Origin of the sequence: Oerskovia douganii, from assembly GCF_015142735.1 — a bacterium.
Taxonomy (GTDB): Bacteria; Actinomycetota; Actinomycetes; order Actinomycetales; family Cellulomonadaceae; genus Oerskovia; species Oerskovia douganii.
Genome location: NZ_JACSPN010000002.1, coordinates 155,287 through 171,183 on the forward strand (window position 1 = coordinate 155,287; position 15,897 = coordinate 171,183).

13 protein-coding genes are annotated in these 15,897 nt (G+C 74.3%); 11 read left to right on the plus strand and 2 right to left on the minus strand.

Annotated elements, in window-relative coordinates; translation table 11 throughout:
- Positions 1-18: 18 nt before the first annotated feature.
- Together H9623_RS02345 and H9623_RS02350 are read left to right on the plus strand one after the other, a co-directional pair.
- Positions 19-1,989 (plus strand): glycosyl hydrolase family 18 protein, encoded by a 1,971-nt coding sequence (locus tag H9623_RS02345; protein WP_321575231.1) that lies wholly within the window; start codon positions 19-21, stop codon positions 1,987-1,989.
- A gap of 349 nt (positions 1,990-2,338) precedes the next feature.
- Positions 2,339-2,953, plus strand: a complete 615-nt coding sequence (locus tag H9623_RS02350; RefSeq protein WP_193718489.1) for a hypothetical protein — start codon at positions 2,339-2,341, stop codon at positions 2,951-2,953.
- A 79-nt stretch (positions 2,954-3,032) separates the two neighbouring features.
- On the opposite strand, the gene H9623_RS02355 is transcribed toward H9623_RS02350, so the two are convergent.
- Together H9623_RS02355 and H9623_RS02360 are read right to left on the minus strand one after the other, a co-directional pair.
- A complete protein-coding gene (locus tag H9623_RS02355; protein WP_193718490.1) occupies positions 3,033-3,740 on the minus strand; it encodes a peptidase in 708 nt (235 codons plus the stop codon).
- Positions 3,741-3,917: 177 nt separating this feature from the next.
- On the minus strand, positions 3,918-5,747 hold the full coding sequence (locus H9623_RS02360) for a DUF4012 domain-containing protein (RefSeq protein WP_193718491.1): 1,830 nt from the start codon (positions 5,745-5,747) through the stop codon (positions 3,918-3,920).
- A 179-nt stretch (positions 5,748-5,926) separates the two neighbouring features.
- Between H9623_RS02360 and H9623_RS02365 the strand changes: the two genes are divergently transcribed.
- From H9623_RS02365 to H9623_RS02405, 9 genes are all read left to right on the plus strand, one after another.
- Complete coding sequence (locus tag H9623_RS02365; protein WP_321575232.1) at positions 5,927-6,523, plus strand: RNA polymerase sigma factor; 597 nt, start codon at positions 5,927-5,929, stop codon at positions 6,521-6,523.
- A gap of 56 nt (positions 6,524-6,579) precedes the next feature.
- A complete protein-coding gene (locus tag H9623_RS02370) occupies positions 6,580-8,049 on the plus strand; it encodes a hypothetical protein (protein WP_193718493.1) in 1,470 nt (489 codons plus the stop codon).
- Positions 8,050-8,316: 267 nt separating this feature from the next.
- Entirely contained in the window at positions 8,317-9,537 is a 1,221-nt protein-coding gene (locus H9623_RS02375) for an inositol-3-phosphate synthase (RefSeq protein WP_193718494.1), read from the plus strand.
- A complete protein-coding gene (locus H9623_RS02380; RefSeq protein ID WP_321575233.1) occupies positions 9,534-10,547 on the plus strand; it encodes an SCO3242 family prenyltransferase in 1,014 nt (337 codons plus the stop codon). The genes H9623_RS02375 and H9623_RS02380 overlap by 4 nt, the downstream gene beginning before the upstream one ends.
- Positions 10,544-11,485, plus strand: a complete 942-nt coding sequence (locus tag H9623_RS02385; protein ID WP_193718495.1) for a sugar phosphate isomerase/epimerase family protein — start codon at positions 10,544-10,546, stop codon at positions 11,483-11,485. Before H9623_RS02380 ends, H9623_RS02385 begins: the two co-directional genes overlap by 4 nt.
- On the plus strand, positions 11,482-12,216 hold the full coding sequence (locus tag H9623_RS02390; protein ID WP_193718496.1) for an EboA domain-containing protein: 735 nt from the start codon (positions 11,482-11,484) through the stop codon (positions 12,214-12,216). The genes H9623_RS02385 and H9623_RS02390 overlap by 4 nt, the downstream gene beginning before the upstream one ends.
- Positions 12,216-13,094 (plus strand): TatD family hydrolase, encoded by an 879-nt coding sequence (locus tag H9623_RS02395; protein ID WP_193718497.1) that lies wholly within the window; start codon positions 12,216-12,218, stop codon positions 13,092-13,094. The genes H9623_RS02390 and H9623_RS02395 overlap by 1 nt, the downstream gene beginning before the upstream one ends.
- Positions 13,094-14,380, plus strand: coding sequence for a metabolite traffic protein EboE (gene eboE, locus H9623_RS02400; RefSeq protein WP_193718498.1), 1,287 nt, complete (start codon positions 13,094-13,096; stop codon positions 14,378-14,380). The genes H9623_RS02395 and eboE overlap by 1 nt, the downstream gene beginning before the upstream one ends.
- Positions 14,377-15,783 carry an alkaline phosphatase family protein gene (locus H9623_RS02405; RefSeq protein ID WP_193718499.1) on the plus strand — a complete coding sequence of 469 codons (1,407 nt, stop codon included), beginning with the start codon at positions 14,377-14,379 and terminating at the stop codon, positions 15,781-15,783. Before eboE ends, H9623_RS02405 begins: the two co-directional genes overlap by 4 nt.
- Positions 15,784-15,897 lie beyond the last annotated feature (114 nt).

Consider the following 15,897-nt stretch of genomic DNA (forward strand, 5'->3'; position numbering starts at 1 on the left):
CGAGGACGTGCGAGGAAGGTGGCCGCGGGACTGACCGCCGCTGCCATGCTCGCGACGTCCCTGGTCGCCGGCACCGTCGCCGCGACCGCGACCCCCCTCCCCGCAGCCACCACGACCGCCGAGTCCGGCGACAGCGCGATCAACGGCTACCGCAACGTCGCCTACTTCACCCAGTGGGGTGTCTACGGGCGCGACTTCAAGATGAAGGAGCTCCAGGACTCCGGCGCCGCCGCCGACCTGACGCACCTCAACTACGCGTTCGGCAACATCCACCACCAGACGCTCACGTGCTTCGAGGCCAACAAGGCGCAGGGCACCGGCCCCAACGGGTCGGACGGCGCGGGCGACGCGTGGGCCGACTACGGCATGGGCTACACGGCCGCCAACTCGGTCGCGGGCGTGGCGGACGCCTGGGACCAGCCGCTCGCCGGCTCGTTCAACCAGATCAAGCAGCTCAAGGCCAAGAACCCCCAGATCAGAGCCATGCTGTCGATCGGCGGCTGGACCTGGTCCAAGAACTTCTCGAAGGCCGCCGCGACCGATGCGAGCCGCAAGAAGCTCGTGTCGTCCTGCATCGACCTGTACCTCAAGGGCAACCTGCCCGTCGTCGACGGTCGGGGCGGACCCGGCGCGGCGGCAGGGGTGTTCGACGGCTTCGACATCGACTGGGAGTGGCCCGGCTCGAACAACGGCGAGGTCGGCAACATCGTCGACGTCGCGAACGACAAGGCCAACTTCAAGGCGCTCCTCAAGGAGTTCCGCACCCAGCTCGACGCCTACGGTGCCACCACGGGCAAGAAGTACCAGCTCAGCGCGTTCCTGCCCGCGAACCCCGACGACATCGCGTCGGGCGGCTGGAACGACCCCGAGAACTACCAGTACCTCGACTTCGGGAACATCCAGGGCTACGACCTGCACGGCGCCTGGAACAAGACCCTCACGGGGCACCAGGGCAACCTGTACGACGACCCGACCGACACGCGCCCCGCGAACCGCCGGTACAGCGTCGACAAGGCGGTCAAGGCCTACCTCGACGCGGGAGTCCCCGCCAAGCAGCTCACCATGGGCCTCGCGATGTACGGGCGAGGCTGGAAGGGCGCGACGTCGTCGGCTCCCTGGGGCGTCGCGACCGACGCCGGACCCGGCACGTGGGAGGCCGGCAACGAGGACTACGACAAGCTGAAGAACCTCGGCACGGGCTACTTCGACCCGGTAGCCGTCGCCTCGTGGCGCCACGACGGCAACCAGTGGTGGAGCTTCGACGACCCCAGGTCCGTCGCGGTCAAGGGCGACTACATCGCCGCCAAGAAGCTCGGAGGGGCCATGTGGTGGGACCTGACGGGCAACCAGGACGGCTCGCTGCTCAAGGGGCTCGCGACGAAGTTCCGTGCGGTGCCCGCGGGGCCGGTGACCGGTGACCCGACGGGCGGCGGTGGCACGACCGGTGGGACGACCGGTGGCACGACCGGTGGGACGACCGGTGGCACGACCGGTGGCACGACCGGTGGGACGACCGGCGGCACGACCGGTGGGACCACGGGTGGCACGACCGGTGGGACCGGGACGGAGTGCGCCGCCGCGTGGACCGCGACGGGCGTCTACTCGGGCGGGGCGACGGTCTCCTACAACGGCAAGAACTACAAGGCCAAGTGGTGGACCCAGAACGAGACGCCCGGCACGGCCGGTGGACCCTGGGAGCTCGTCGCCGCCTGCGGCACCGGCGGCACGACGGGTGGGACCACGGGTGGCACGACCGGTGGCACGACCGGTGGGACGACCGGCGGGACGACCGGCGGGACGACCGGCGGCACGACGGGTGGCACGACCGGCGGGACCTGCACGGCCCCTGCCTGGTCGGCCTCGACCGTCTACAACGGCGGGGCTCAGGTCTCGTACAACGGCCAGAAGTACACCGCCAAGTGGTGGACGCAGAACAGCGTCCCCGGGGCCGAGCAGTACGGCCCGTGGCAGGCGCTCGGCGCCTGCTGAGAGCCGAGCCGGGGGGCGGGTTCCCCGCCCTGCCCCCCGGCTCGCTCCCCACGACCCCCGCCGAGGGCCGACGCCGATCGAGGCTCGGTCACCGGTGGGCACCATGTCGGGTACGGGATATCCCGTACCTCGCCGGGAAGGATGTGGGAACCCCTCATCACCCTTTCCGGCAGCCATCAGTAGCGTGAAATCGTCCGAGGCCCCGGCGTGACCTTCCCAGTGGGTCATGCCGGGGCCGACCTACATGAGTGAGGCAGTACCCGTGCACAAGCACCGTGTGATCCATTCTTCGGCCGCCGTGGCAACAGCATCCCCGCAGGCCCGACGGCGTCGCGCTGGTCGTGCGGGCATGCTCCCGTTCGTCGGGCTCGTCCTGGGCGTGGGGCTCCTCGCCTCGGCCTGCTCCGGTGGCGCAGCGACGGACAAGGGCACCGCGGAGACCGACCCCTCCGGCTCGGGCCCTGCGGCCTCCGACACGCACGACGAGCACGAGGGTCAGCACACCAACACCGTGGACGTCGGCCCGCTGGCCCTGTTCGCCGCGGACTACTGGTCCGTCGTCGAGCCGTCCGAGGGCGTGACGCAGGTGCGGGCGGGCGGGTGCCCCGAGGCCGAGGCGTGCCCGACGTTCGAGATCCTCAACGGCGAGGCGGCCGCGGCGGTCGACGCGACCGAGGCGTACGTCCCCGAGGGTGCGTTCTGCCCGGGCACCGGCAGGCTCACGGTGGGGTCGTCGAAGGAGACCAGCAAGCTGGACGTCGAGATCGACGAGCAGCCTGCGACCTTGACCCGGTTCGAGCTGAGCTGTGTCGACGAGTCGGGCGCGGAGCAGATGACCGTCGAGCAGATGCAGTGGTTCGTGCCGGACTCGCCCAACGGCCCGACGCTCATCGCCGACCGCTGGGCCTTCGAGGGCCTCGAGCAGCGGCTCTACGCTGCGACCTGGACGACCGCGGCAGCCTGACGGGACCTGTCGGACGCACGACGAGGGCCCTCGGTGATCGGATCACCGAGGGCCCTCGTCGTGCGTCGTGCAGGGTGTGTCAGGCGTTGCTCTTGCGGCCGCGGCGGGCGACCAGGACCAGGCCACCGCCGACCAGCAGGAGCGCTGCCCCGACACCGACGATGGTGCCGACGGTGGCACCGGTCGCCGCGAGACCGCCTTCGGAGCCGGAGGTGTCAGCGACGTTCGAGACCTTCGAGACGTCGCCGCCGGGGGTCGTCGGCGTGCCGGGGGGGTTCGTGCTGCAGTTGGGGCTCGACGGCGGGTAGTCCACCGAGACCGTCATCTCGGGGTTGACCTGGAACAGCACCTCGACGGACGGGCGCACCCAGCCGAAGTCGCCGCCCTCGACCCACTCGCCGTCCTCGAACACCCAGCCCGGCCAGCCCGTGGGCTCGCCGGCGGCGTTCACGGTGGCCCCGGGCCACAGGACCCGACCGGAGAGAGGCAGCCCGGCCTGGACGACGTCGTCGCCCGTCGGGTTGAGCCAGGTGATCGTGACGGTCTCGTTCGGGGTGCCGGTCACGGCGACGTCGTACACGAGGTAGGGCACGTCACCGTCGCACACGGGCTGGAGCACCGTGAGGTCGATCGTGGGAGGCGGCGTCGGGGAGACGTACCCGTCGGTCGCGGAGGGGTCGGGAGTCTCGACCGAGGCGGTGGCCGTGGGGGCGACGAGAGCTGTCGCACCGAGGAGCCCTGCGACGAGCGCCCCCCGCGCCCAGAGTGCGGTCCTTGAAGTGCTCATGGCGTCACCAGTCTGTTCGTGGCGGTCGTTGAAAGGATGGGTCGAAGCCCCGGCGCGCCGCCGTACCGTCACAGGACCCTGGCTTTTGAGGGTAGCGACTATCGGTCAGGAAGTGGACGGTTGTCCGGGTGAAAAGGAGGGGGTCGGCAATTGTTATCCGGCCGTGATTTCCGACATTCACCCGCAAGCCGGGACCTCGATGGTCGCGAGGCCTCCCTGGCTGAGCGTCGGGGTCGTCCACAGGTCGAACCACCGGGTGCCCGACGCGCCCTCTCCGTCGTCGCTCGTGACCGTGAACGTCACGCTCGTGGCCTGCCCCGGCGCGAGCTCGCGCGGCAGGGTGGCGACGGCGCGTTCCTGGATCTCGACGACCTCGCTGCCCGTCAGGGCCCCGTCGGCCGTCACGTCGACGACCCGGCCCCCGCGGGGCGGGTAGAGGAACAGGTCGGTGCGGACGTTCCCCGGCGGGGTCCCGGAGATCCCTCCGCCGGTCACGTACCAGGGCAGGTCGGTCGCGGCGTCGGCGGGAGCCGTGGACGTGAGGTCCACGCGGAACGTGTCCGCGCGCCCTGACGCCGTGCACTCGCTCGACACGTGCTCGACCGCCGTGTCCAGGTAGTAGCCCATCTTTCCTGCGGTCGCGTCGTTGAAGAAGACGCCGACGGTGTCCGCAGCGCGGTCGGAGGCCCCGATGTCGCCCGAGACCACGGTGTCGGCCAGCCGGGCCTGCTCGTCCGCGTGGCTCGACCACACGAGCGACCGGTGCTCGCTCGAGCTGCGCTGGACCGCGCTGAGCAGGCTCTGCGGGTCCGTGTCCCCCGACAGCGCGGAGGTGAGGACCGCGGCCGCGACGTCCGCGAAGAACGCGTCGGTCTCGGGACCGGGCTCGAGCTCCGTGTAGGCGTCGGAGAGGAGCGTGTCGACGGCGTTCGACGCATCGATCGTCGTCCCCGCGACCTCGACGGGACCCGTGGCCTCGAGCAGGTAGGACAGCGCGACCGGGTCGAGGGTCAGGACCCCGTCGACCGCCTGCCCGGTGGCCTCCTCCCACATCGCCGCGGCCAGGGGCGCGGCCGTGGGGAAGTCGGGCGTGTACACGGTGTCCTGGACGTAGACGGCCATGTTCGTGCCGAAGAGCTCCTGGTCGGCCGGCGCCAGGGGGGCGATGCCCTCCGGGAACGGGCCGACGTCCTGCGTCGAGGCCTGGTCGAGCAGCGCGATGTGCCCGGCGTCGGTGCCGATCAGGGCGAACGCACCGGGGATCCCCCCGGGCGCGCGGAGCTCGGCCGTGTTGAGCGCCATGACGAGGTACGTCCGCGGGCCGTCGGCGCCGAGCATCGCGGGCAGGAGCGTCGTCGCCCGGTCTGCGGTCGACACCAGCCCTTCGAGGGTCCAGACCTTGTCCTGGAGGTCGGAGACCGGTCCGGCGAGCACCCCCTGCAGCGTGGACACGTCGATGCCGCCGACCCGGTCGACGACGTCCGACATGGTGCCGGCTGCGACGGACACCTCGGGGGCTGCGGCCGTGAGCGGAGCGAGGTCGACGGTCCCGCCCTGGACCTGGATCCCGCCCTCGGAGACGAGCGCCGCCGCCTGGGTGAGGGGCGGCAGGACGTCGTGCGTGATCTCGTCGACCGCCCACGCTGCCGTCGAGAAGGCGCTGGCGTCCGCACCGACGAACGGCAGGCGGCCGGCGACCCACCAGAGCGGGCCGTCCGTGTGGCCCCGGGCGTCGGCCGTGAGGGGCTGGACCTCGGCCAGCGCGGCCTCCGCGGCGGCGCCGTCACCGGTGCGCAGCGCCTCCTCGACCGCGGGCAGCCGGTCGATCGCGTCGGTCAGCGAGGAGCGGGCGGCGAGCGCGTCCCGCACGAGGAGCCCTGCGCACACCAGGATCGCGACCAGCAGCAGGAACAGCACGAGCACCACCCGTCCGGCCCGGCGTCCTGCGCGACGACCGCCGCGGGAGGCGGGGGGCGTCGTCGGGCCTGCGTCGTCGGTGGCGCTCATGGCAACAGGGTAGAGGCAGTCGAGGCGCGGCCGGGGCGACGTCCCGGACCGCCGGGTGGCGGCCCCCGGTGACCCGGCTGGCCCGCACCCGGACGCACGGGCGGGGCGAAGGGTGCAAGGATCGGGGTGGCCAGGACACAGGGAGGTAGACGATGCCGGCGATCCCACCTGGAGCCTCAGTGACGCCCCCGCCCCGCGACGACGCCTGGTTCGAGGCGCTCTTCACCACGCACACGACCGCCGTCTACCGCTACTTCCGCCGCAGGCTCCCGGCGGGCTCGGGAGGCGCCGGCCCGGACACCGAGGACCTCACCGCAGAGGTCTTCGCGACCGCCTGGCGCCGCCGGGAGGACGTCCCCGAGGGGGCCGAGCTGCCCTGGCTCTACCGCACCGCGGGTTTCGTCCTCGCCAACCACCGGCGCAAGATGCGCCCGGTGCTCGTCGCGGACGTGCCCGAGGAGGCGGACGACGTCGACCCGCAGGCCCTCGCGCTGACCGACGACCACGTGCGCCGCGTGCTCGGGGTGCTCACCCCGCGCGACCGGCGCATCCTGCTCCTCAACGCCTGGGACGGGCTGACGGGCGACCAGCTCGCCGGGGTGCTCGGGGTGAGCAGGGGAGGCGCCGACGCCGCGCTGTCCCGGGCCCGGTCCCGGCTGCGGGACGCCTGGGCCGCGCAGTCGAGGGCCGGCGACACCGGCGAGGTGCCCGTCGCGACGGTCCGCGCCCGCACGGCAGCGCCGGCGTCGCGTCCCGTGCAAGAGGCCGGTCACTGACGACACAGACGGGGTAGAGGATCCGGGCCCCCGGATCGACGAGCTGGAGGCTCCCGATGAGCACCGACGACCAGGCCCCCGGAACACCCCCTGACGACACGGGGGACGAGGCGTACCACCGGGTCCGCGACGCCGATCCGGCGGCGACCGCGACCCCCGACCTCTCGGCGATCGCGGCCAAGGACGCGACCGTGCGCGCGCACCTGGGCGAGGCGGTCCCCCCGGTCACGGGCTCCCCGGGCGAGCAGGACCCCGCGACCGGTGCGACGGCGTCGGGCGAGGACGCCGAGGAGGTCGACGAGCTGGCCGTCCGCCGCGAGCGCAGGCGGCGCCGCGTGCCGCTGGTCGGCGCCGTCGCCGCGGGTGTCGCGGGCGTGCTCGCGTTCGGGGTCGGCGGGTACGCGCTCGGGAACGCCGGCGGAACGTCGGGAGGAGCGTCGGCCGCGGTCGCGGACGCGCCCATCTCCCTCCAGGAGCGCGCCGCGGGCGACCAGTCGGCGCCGGCCGCGCCCGAGGGGGCGTCGTCGTCGGCCGCCGACGCCAGGATGTCCGGGCTCGCCGGGTTCGGGGGCCGGACGGTGTTCCGGTCGTCGGGGCTCGGGACGGAGGGGGCCTCTGCGCCCGCGTGGGCGTACGACGCCGCGGGCACGTTCTCGGCCGGGACGACGGCGAAGGTGGCGGCGGCGCTCGGCGTCGCGGGGGAGCCGCGGCAGGAGTACGGCGCATGGGTCGTCGGGGCGAACGACGGGCAGGGGCCCACCGTGAGCCTCCAGCCCGACGGGACGACGAGCGTCTCGTTCAACGACCCCGGCAAGGACCCGTGGGCGTGCTCGGTCGTCGTGACCCCTGAGAGCGGCTCGGCGACCACCGAGGAGATGATCGATCCCCAGGCGGGGTGCGGTCAGCCGGACCTCGGCCCCGCGCCGTCCGCGGACGCCGCGATCTCGGCGAGCAAGGACGTGCTCGGCTCGCTCGACCTGGATCCCGCGGGCTTCGAGTACACGACCGAGTCGTACGACACCGAGGGCAAGGTCCTCGCGGTGACCGCGTCCCAGGTGGTCGACGGGCAGCGGACCGGGGTCGTGTGGAGCCTGACGTACTCGGGGGCGGGGTTGTCGTCGCTCTACGGTTCGCTCGCGCCGACCGTGTCCGTGGGCGACTACGCCGTGGTGAGTCCCAGCGCGGCCGTGGAGCGGCTCGGGGACCCGCGGTTCGGGAGCCCGGGCTTCGTCGCGTACGCCCGCCCCGCGGGAACGGCGACGACGCTCGAGGGGTTCGCGACGGAGGTCGCCCCGGCCGAGCCCGAGGTGCCGACGGTGCCACCGACGGCTGGTGAGGGGGCGGCGGTCTCGTGGCCCGTGGCCGAGGTGACCATCACGTCGGCCCGTCTCGGCTGGGCCGTGCACTACCAGGCCGACGGCGGCGCCCTGCTCGTGCCGTCGTACGAGCTGAGCGACGCCGAGGGCAACGTGTGGTCGGTCGTCGCGGTGGTCGACGACCGGCTGGACTTCTCCCCGGCGGGCTGAGCGTCGGGGCGGGGCCGGGCGGCGCGAGAGCGTCGGCCCGGCCCCGCGTTCTTTTGTCGTCCGATCTGGCAGACCAGGCCGGGGGCCTTCGCCTTTTGATTGACCATCGACAAAAGCCGGGCTATGGTCGCTGCACGACTCGGCCTGGTGGCGCAGGCGCTCGTTCGCGAGCGTACGCCCGTCCGGACCGAGCCGGTCGAGAGCGACGAGGCCCTCGACTCCGCACATCGGTCCTGCCAGCGGGGACCGACGGGACCAGGAGCGACGATGCACCTTCCACCCCACCACCCGACCTGGGACCACGGCCGTACGGGCATCTGGTTCGTCGGGGCCCGAGGATCCGTCGCGACGACCGCCACGCTCGGGCTGGCCGCGATCGCCTCGGGGCTGACGAGCCCCACGGGGTGCGTCACCGCACAGCCGCCGCTCGACACCGTCACGCTGCCCGCGTTCGCGGACCTCGTCGTCGGCGGGCACGACATCAGCGACACCCCGCTCGGCAAGCGCGCCGAGATGCTCGTCGAGGCCGGCATGATCCCGTTCCGCCTCCTCGAGGCCGTGCGCCCCCAGCTCGATGCCGCCGACGCAGAGATCCGGCCCGGCTACGACCCCGGCCACCGCACGGGCTCCCAGGCCGCGGCGGCCGAGGGCCTCGCGGCGGACATCCGGTCCTTCCGCGACCGTCACGGGCTCGCCCGGGTCGTCGTGATCGACCTCGCCTCGACCGAGCCGCTGCCCGCCCCCGCTCCTGAGCTCGAGGACCTCGACCTCCTGCGCGCGGCGCTCGACGACCCCGAGCGCGAGGTCCTGCCCGCGAGCTCGGTCACGGCGTACGCCGCGCTCCTCGCCGGCGCGCCGTACGCGGGCTTCACGCCCTCCGCGAGCATGAACCTCCCGGCGCTGCACGCGCTCGCCGCCGAGCGCGGCGTGCCGTTCGCGGGGCAGGACGGCAAGACCGGCCAGACATGGCTGCGTTCCGTCCTGGCGCCGGCGTTCGCGGCCCGCGGCCTGCGCGTCCTGTCCTGGGCGGGGTCGAACCTCCTGGGCGGCGGTGACGGCGCGACCCTCGCCGACCCGCACGCCGTCCAGAGCAAGCTCGTCTCGAAGAACCGTGGTCTGCAGGACCTGACAGGGACCACCGTGACCCCGCTGCACATCGACAACGTCCCCGACCTGGGCGACGTCAAGGTCGCGTGGGACCACATCCACGTCGAGGGCTTCCTGGGCTCGCGCCTGACCCTGCAGACCACGTGGAGCGCCTACGACTCGATGCTCGCCGCGCCGCTCGTGCTCGACCTGGCCCGCCTGCTGGCGCTCGCGGACGCCGCGGGCCTGTCCGGACCGGTGCCGGAGATGGGCTTCTTCTTCAAGGACCCGTGGGGGTCGGACGTGCACGCGTTCGCGGACCAGTCGCGCGAGCTGGGCGTGTGGGCGCACCGGACGAGCGCCCAGGCGGACCTGGCACGGGCCGAGGCGAGCGAGCCGTGAGCCTGCGCGACTACCTCGACCTGGTCCGTGCTCCTGCGGTCCTGTCCGTCCTCGGCGACACGCTCGCCGGGGCGGCGGCAGGCGGCCGGTTCGCCGCGGCAGGCCACGCCCGCCGGGCCGGGGGCCCGCCCGGTCCCGCGGACGTGCGGACGTGGCGCCTCGCGCTCCTGCCGCTGTCCTCGGCCTGCCTGTACGCGGGCGGCATGGCGCTCAACGACTACGCGGACCGCGAGCTCGACGCGGTCGAGCGACCCGAGCGTCCGCTGCCCTCGGGGCGGGTCTCGCCCGCCCAGGCCCTGGCGGTCGCGTCGGGTCTGACCGTCGCAGGACTCACGCTCGCGGGAGCGGGCGGAGGCCGGCGGTCCTTCGCCCTCGCGGTCCCGCTCGCGGCGAGCGTCTGGACCTACGACCTCGTCGCGAAGGACCGCGCCGCCGGCCCGGCCGTCATGGCGGCCTGCCGGGGCCTCGACGTGCTCATGGGCGCGGGCAGGGGACGGCTGCGGGCGGCGCTCCCGGCCGCGTCCGCCCTCACGGCGCACACCGCGGGCGTCACGGTCCTCTCGCGCGGCGAGGTCCACGGCACGAGGACCTGGGTCGCGGCCGCTGTCGCCGCGGGTACGGCGGGCGTCGCGGGCACGGTCGCGGGCGGAGCGCTGCAGGGACTGCGACGAGGCCTGACGTCACGGCGCGGCGCGGTGGCCCGTGACGGCCGTGGCGCCCAGGCGGTCGCGGCCCTCTCCGCCCTCTCAGCCCTCGCGTCGACGGGGGTGTACGTCGCGTCGTGCCTCCCGAAGCAGCTCTCGGCCGTCGCGCTGCCCGACGCCGCGGGCGCGTTCACGGCGACCAAGGCCGGCATCCGGGCGATGGTGCCGCTCCAGGCCGCCCTCGCGGCACGGGGAGGGAGCATGGGCGCGGTCGCGGTCCTGGCGGGGGTCGAGGTCGCGGGGCGTGCGCTGCGCGCCCGTGCACGACGCAGCCCGAGCCCGCGACCCGGGCTGAGCGAGTCGTGAGCGACCAGGTACCCGCAGGGCCGGTCCCGCCCGTCCCCTTCGCCCTCGGGTACGGCACCAACGGGTTCACCGACCACCCGCTCGACGTCGCGCTCGACGTGCTCGCGCACGAGGGCTACGGCGCCGTGGCGCTCACGCTCGGGCACCCGCACCTGGACCCGTTCGCGCCCGACGCCGACCCGCAGGTCGCCCGGCTGCGCGAGCGCCTCGACGACCTGGGCATGCGCGTGGTCGTCGAGACCGGCACCCGCTTCCTGCTCGACCCGTTCCGCAAGCACCACCCGACCTTCCTCGACCCGGACGAGGACCTCGCGGACGTCCGCGTCCGCTTCCTGTGCCGCGCGGTCGAGGTCGCGGCGGGCCTGCGCGCGGAGTGCGTGTCCTTCTTCTCCGGAGTCCTTCCCGCAGGCACGACGGCGGAGGCCGGGTGGGAGCGCCTGCTCGCCCGGGTGCCGCGCGTCGTGGCCCACGCCCACGAGCACGGGGTCCGGCTCGCCCTGGAACCCGAGCCGGGGATGCTCGTCGAGACCGTGGCGGACGCCCTGCGGCTGCGCACGGACGTCGGGTCACCCGCCGGGCTGGGGGTCACGGTCGACCTGGGGCACTGCGTGGTCGTCGAGCCCGGGGGAGTGCGGGGCGCGCTGCTCGCCGCAGCACCGCACCTGCTCAACGTGCAGGTCGACGACATGCGGCACACCGCGCACGAGCACCTGCCCTTCGGCGAGGGCGAGCTCGACCTGGCCCTGGCCCTCGGCACGCTCGGCGAGATCGGGTACACGGGCGTCGCGGCCGTCGAGCTGCCCCGCCACTCGTACGACGCCCCCGGGCTCGCGCACCGCAGCATGACCGCGATGACCGGCGCCTGGGCCGCGTGGAGCGCGACCGACCCGACCGCCACGACGACCACCGCATCCACACCCCAGGAGGCACTCCGATGACCACCCCCGCCCCGACCCCGGCAGCGGGCACCACGCCCCCCGGCCTCGCAGCCGGTCGCCCCGACGCCCTCGCGGGACTGCTCACCGACGAGCAGGCCGCCTGGCTGGCCACGGCCCGCAGCGAGATCGCCGCGGACCCGGGCACCGCCGTCGGGCACCTGGCACGGGCCGGGCGGGCCGTGGGACGCACGCCCCTGGCGCCCGCCGCGGACCCCGCGGGCGTCCTTCACGGGACGCTCGACGACGCCGCCCGTGCGCACCTCGTCGGGGCGCTCGCGGCCGCACTGCCCGCCGACGGCGAGTCCCTCGCGACGCACCTGACCGAGACCTACCAGCGCGGCGACACGGCCGAGCGCCGCGGCGTGCTGCGCGGGCTCGACGCCCTCGCGCTCGGCGGGACCGTGCCCCCGGCCGTCGCGTCGGCGGCCACGGCGCTCGCAGCCGACGCCCTGCGTGCGAACGACCAGAGCCTCGTGGCCGCGGCCGTCGGGCCGTTCGCGGCCGCGCACCTCGACGACCACGCGTGGCGCCACGCGGTCCTCAAGCTCGTGTTCATGGGCGTGAGCCTCGACGCGGTCGCGGGGCTCGACGAGCGCGCCGACGACGAGCTCGCGCGCATGGCCCACGACTTCGCGGCCGAGCGCCGCGCCGCGGGCCGCACGGTGCCCGACGACGTCGCGCGCATCGCGCCCGACCTCACCCTCCGCACGACTCACGGCAAGGACGCCTGATGCGCATCTTCGACCCCCACATCCACATGACCTCCCGCACGACCGACGACTACGAGGCCATGTACGCCGCGGGCGTGCGGGCGCTCGTCGAGCCCGCGTTCTGGCTCGGCCAGCCGCGCACGACGGTCGGCTCGTTCCTCGACTACTTCGACGCGCTGCTGGGCTGGGAGCGGTTCCGGGCCACGCAGTTCGGGATCCGCCACCACGCGACCATCGCGCTCAACCCCAAGGAGGCGAACGACCCGCGCTGCACCGAGGTGCTCGACGAGATCCCGCGCTACCTCGCCAAGGACGGCGTGGTCGCGGTCGGGGAGGTCGGGTACGACTCGATGACCCCCGCCGAGGACGAGGCGTTCACGCGCCAGCTCGCCATGGCGATCGACGCGGCCCTGCCCGTCATGGTCCACACCCCGCACCGCGACAAGCTCGTCGGGACCCACCGCACGCTCGACGTGGTGCGCGAGTCCGGGATCGCCCCCGGGATGGTCGTGGTCGACCACCTCAACGAGACCAACGTCGCCCTCGTCAAGGACGCCGGGGCCTGGATGGGCTTCTCGGTCTACCCCGACACCAAGATGGACGAGCACCGCATGGTCGCGATCCTGCTCGAGCACGGCACCGAGCGGGTCCTGGTGAACTCGGCCGCGGACTGGGGCCGGTCCGACCCCCTCAAGACGCTCAAGACCGGGCGCGCCATGCTCGCGGCCGGGTTCACCGACGACGAGGTGGACCAGGTCCTGTGGCGCAACCCCGTCGAGTTCTACGGGCAGTCCGGCAACCTGCTGCTCGACCCCGTGCCCGGGTTCGTCGAGGGCGAGGCGCCCGCCCCGACCGCGAGCTTCGAGGGCAGCTCGGTGCTGCGCGGGGCACGGGCCTGATGCTGCTGTCCTACTGCACCAACGTCCACCCCGCGGAGGACCTCGACGGCGTGGTCGAGCAGCTCGCCCGGTACGCGGGGCCCGTGCGAGAGGCCGCAGGGCTCGACGTGCTCGGGGTCGGGCTGTGGCTGCCCGCCTCGCTCGCGCACCGGCTCTCGGCCTCGCCGCGCGCGGCCGGCGACCTGGCCCGGCTGCGGGCCGCGCTCGCCGAGCACGGCCTCCAGGTGCACACGCTCAACGCGTTCCCGTACGGCGGGTTCCACGACGACGTCGTCAAGCTCGCGGTCTACTCGCCCACGTGGGCCGACGCCGAGCGGCTCGCCTACACGCTCGAGTGCGCCGAGGTCCTCGCGGCCCTCCTGCCCGACGGCGTCGACGGGTCGATCTCGACGCTCCCCCTCGCGTGGCGCGAGCCGGGCGGGGAGCCGTGGTCGCCCGCGCAGGACGCGATCGCGACCCGGGCGTTCGAGGAGCTCTCGGCCGGGCTGCGCGACCTCGCGGCCCGCACGGGCAAGGTCGTGCGCGTCGCGGTCGAGCCCGAGCCCGGGTGCGTGCTCGACACGGTCGAGGACGTCGTGACCTGGCTCGAGGCGCGCACGGGCGGGGCCGACGAGCCCGACGGCGCGGCCGGCACGGGGCGCACCGGCGGCATCGACCCCGCGTTCGTCGGGGTCTGCCTCGACACGTGCCACCTCGCGGTCTCGTTCGCCGACCCGGCCGCAGCCGTCGCGCGGATCACGGGGGCCGGGCTGCGCGTCGTCAAGGTGCAGGCCTCGGCCGCGCTCCACGTGGCCGAACCGTCCACGCCCGAGGCGCGCGACGCCGTCGGGCAGTTCGTCGAGAAGCGCTACATCCACCAGGTGCGCGAGCTCGCCCCGAGCGGCGACGTGCTGCCCGTCGACGACCTGCCCGACGCGCTGGGCGAGGGTGGGGAGCCCGGGCTCCCGGGCCAGGGGCCGTGGCGCGTGCACTTCCACGTGCCCCTGCACCACGAACCCGCCCCGCCGCTGGCGGCGACGACCGACGTGCTGCGCGAGGCCGTCGCCGCCGTGCGCACGGCGCCCCACGGCGACGAGGCGCACCTCGACGTCGAGACCTACACGTGGGCCGTGCTGCCGCCCGACTCGCCGGCGTTCGCGTCCGACGGGACCGGCGAACCCCTCGTCGCCGGCATCGCGGCCGAGCTGCGCTGGGCCACCGACCACCTCCTCGCGCCCGGCGGCGTCCACCGCCCCGGTCCCGCGCCCTCCTCGCACACCCCCCGGACCACAGGAGTCCCCGCATGAAGCCCGTGCTGCTGCTCGACGTCGTCGGGCTCACCGAGAAGGCCATCGCCCACATGCCCCGCCTGCGCCAGATGGCTGCGGGCGGCTGGCAGACCCAGCTCGCGACCGTCCTGCCCGCGGTCACGTGCAGCGTCCAGGCGACCATGATGACGGGCCTCGCACCCGCCCAGCACGGGGCCGTGGGCAACGGCTGGTACTTCCGCGAGCTCGGCGAGGTGTTCCTGTGGCGCCAGCACAACAAGCTCGTCGAGGGCGAGAAGATCTGGGAGGCCGCGCGCCGCTCGAACCCCGACCACCGGACCGCGAACGTCTGCTGGTGGTACGCCATGGGCGCCACCACCGACGTGACCGTCACCCCCCGGCCGATCTACCACGCCGACGGGCGCAAGTCGCCCGACGCGTACATCCGCCCGCCCGCGCTGCACGACGAGCTCACCGGGCGGTTCGGCGAGTTCCCCCTGTTCACGTACTGGGGCCCGACCGCCGCGATCACGTCCTCGGCCTGGATCGTCGACGCGACCCGCCACGTCCTGCGCACCCACTCGCCCGAGCTGACCATGGCCTACGTGCCGCACCTCGACTACGACCTGCAGCGGTTCGGCCCCGACTCCGCCCAGGCCGACGCCGCGGCCGCCGAGCTCGACGCCGTCCTCGCCCCGCTGCTCGACGACGCGGCCAACAACGGGGTCGCGGTCGTCGTGGTCTCCGAGTACGGCATCGCCGAGGCAACCCGGCCCGTGCACCTCAACCGCATCCTGCGCCGCGAGGGCCTGCTCGAGGTCTACGTGCAGGACGGCAAGGAGCAGCTCGACCCCTGGACGTCCAAGGCGTTCGCGGTCGCCGACCACCAGGTCGCGCACGTCTACGTCGACGACGCCTCGCGGCTCGCGCGCGTCGCCGACCTCCTGCGGGCCGTCCCGGGCGTCGACGAGGTCCTCGACCGCGAGGCGCAGGCCCGCTACGGGCTCGACCACGCGCGCTCGGGGGACCTCGTCGTGGTGGCCGAGCCCGGCGCCTGGTTCACCTACTACTACTGGCTCGACGACGCCCGCGCCCCCGAGTACGCGCGTGGCGTCGACATCCACCGCAAGCCCGGCTACGACCCGGCCGAGCTGTTCTTCGACCCCGCCGACCGGCTGGCCAAGGCCAAGGCCGGCCTCAACCTCGTCAGGAAGAAGGTCGGGCTGCGGTACGCCATGAGCACGGTGCCGCTCGACGCGTCGTACGTGCGCGGCACGCACGGGCGGCTGCCCGACTCGGCGGCAGACACCCCGCTCATCCTGTGCTCGGAGGCGGAGATCCCGGCGTCGGTCGCGGCGCTCGTCGAGCGTGGGGGACAGGTGCCCGCCGCGGCGGTCAAGGGCCTGGTGCTCGAGATGCAGAACCTGGGCGTGCGGGTCTGAGACCGCCCTCACCGACCTGCCGGGGCGAGCGTGAGCATGGGGCCACGCCCGCTCCGGCACGGCTCCCCGGGCCGCCGGGCCCGGGGGAAGCCCGAAGGGGGGGGGGGGGGGGGG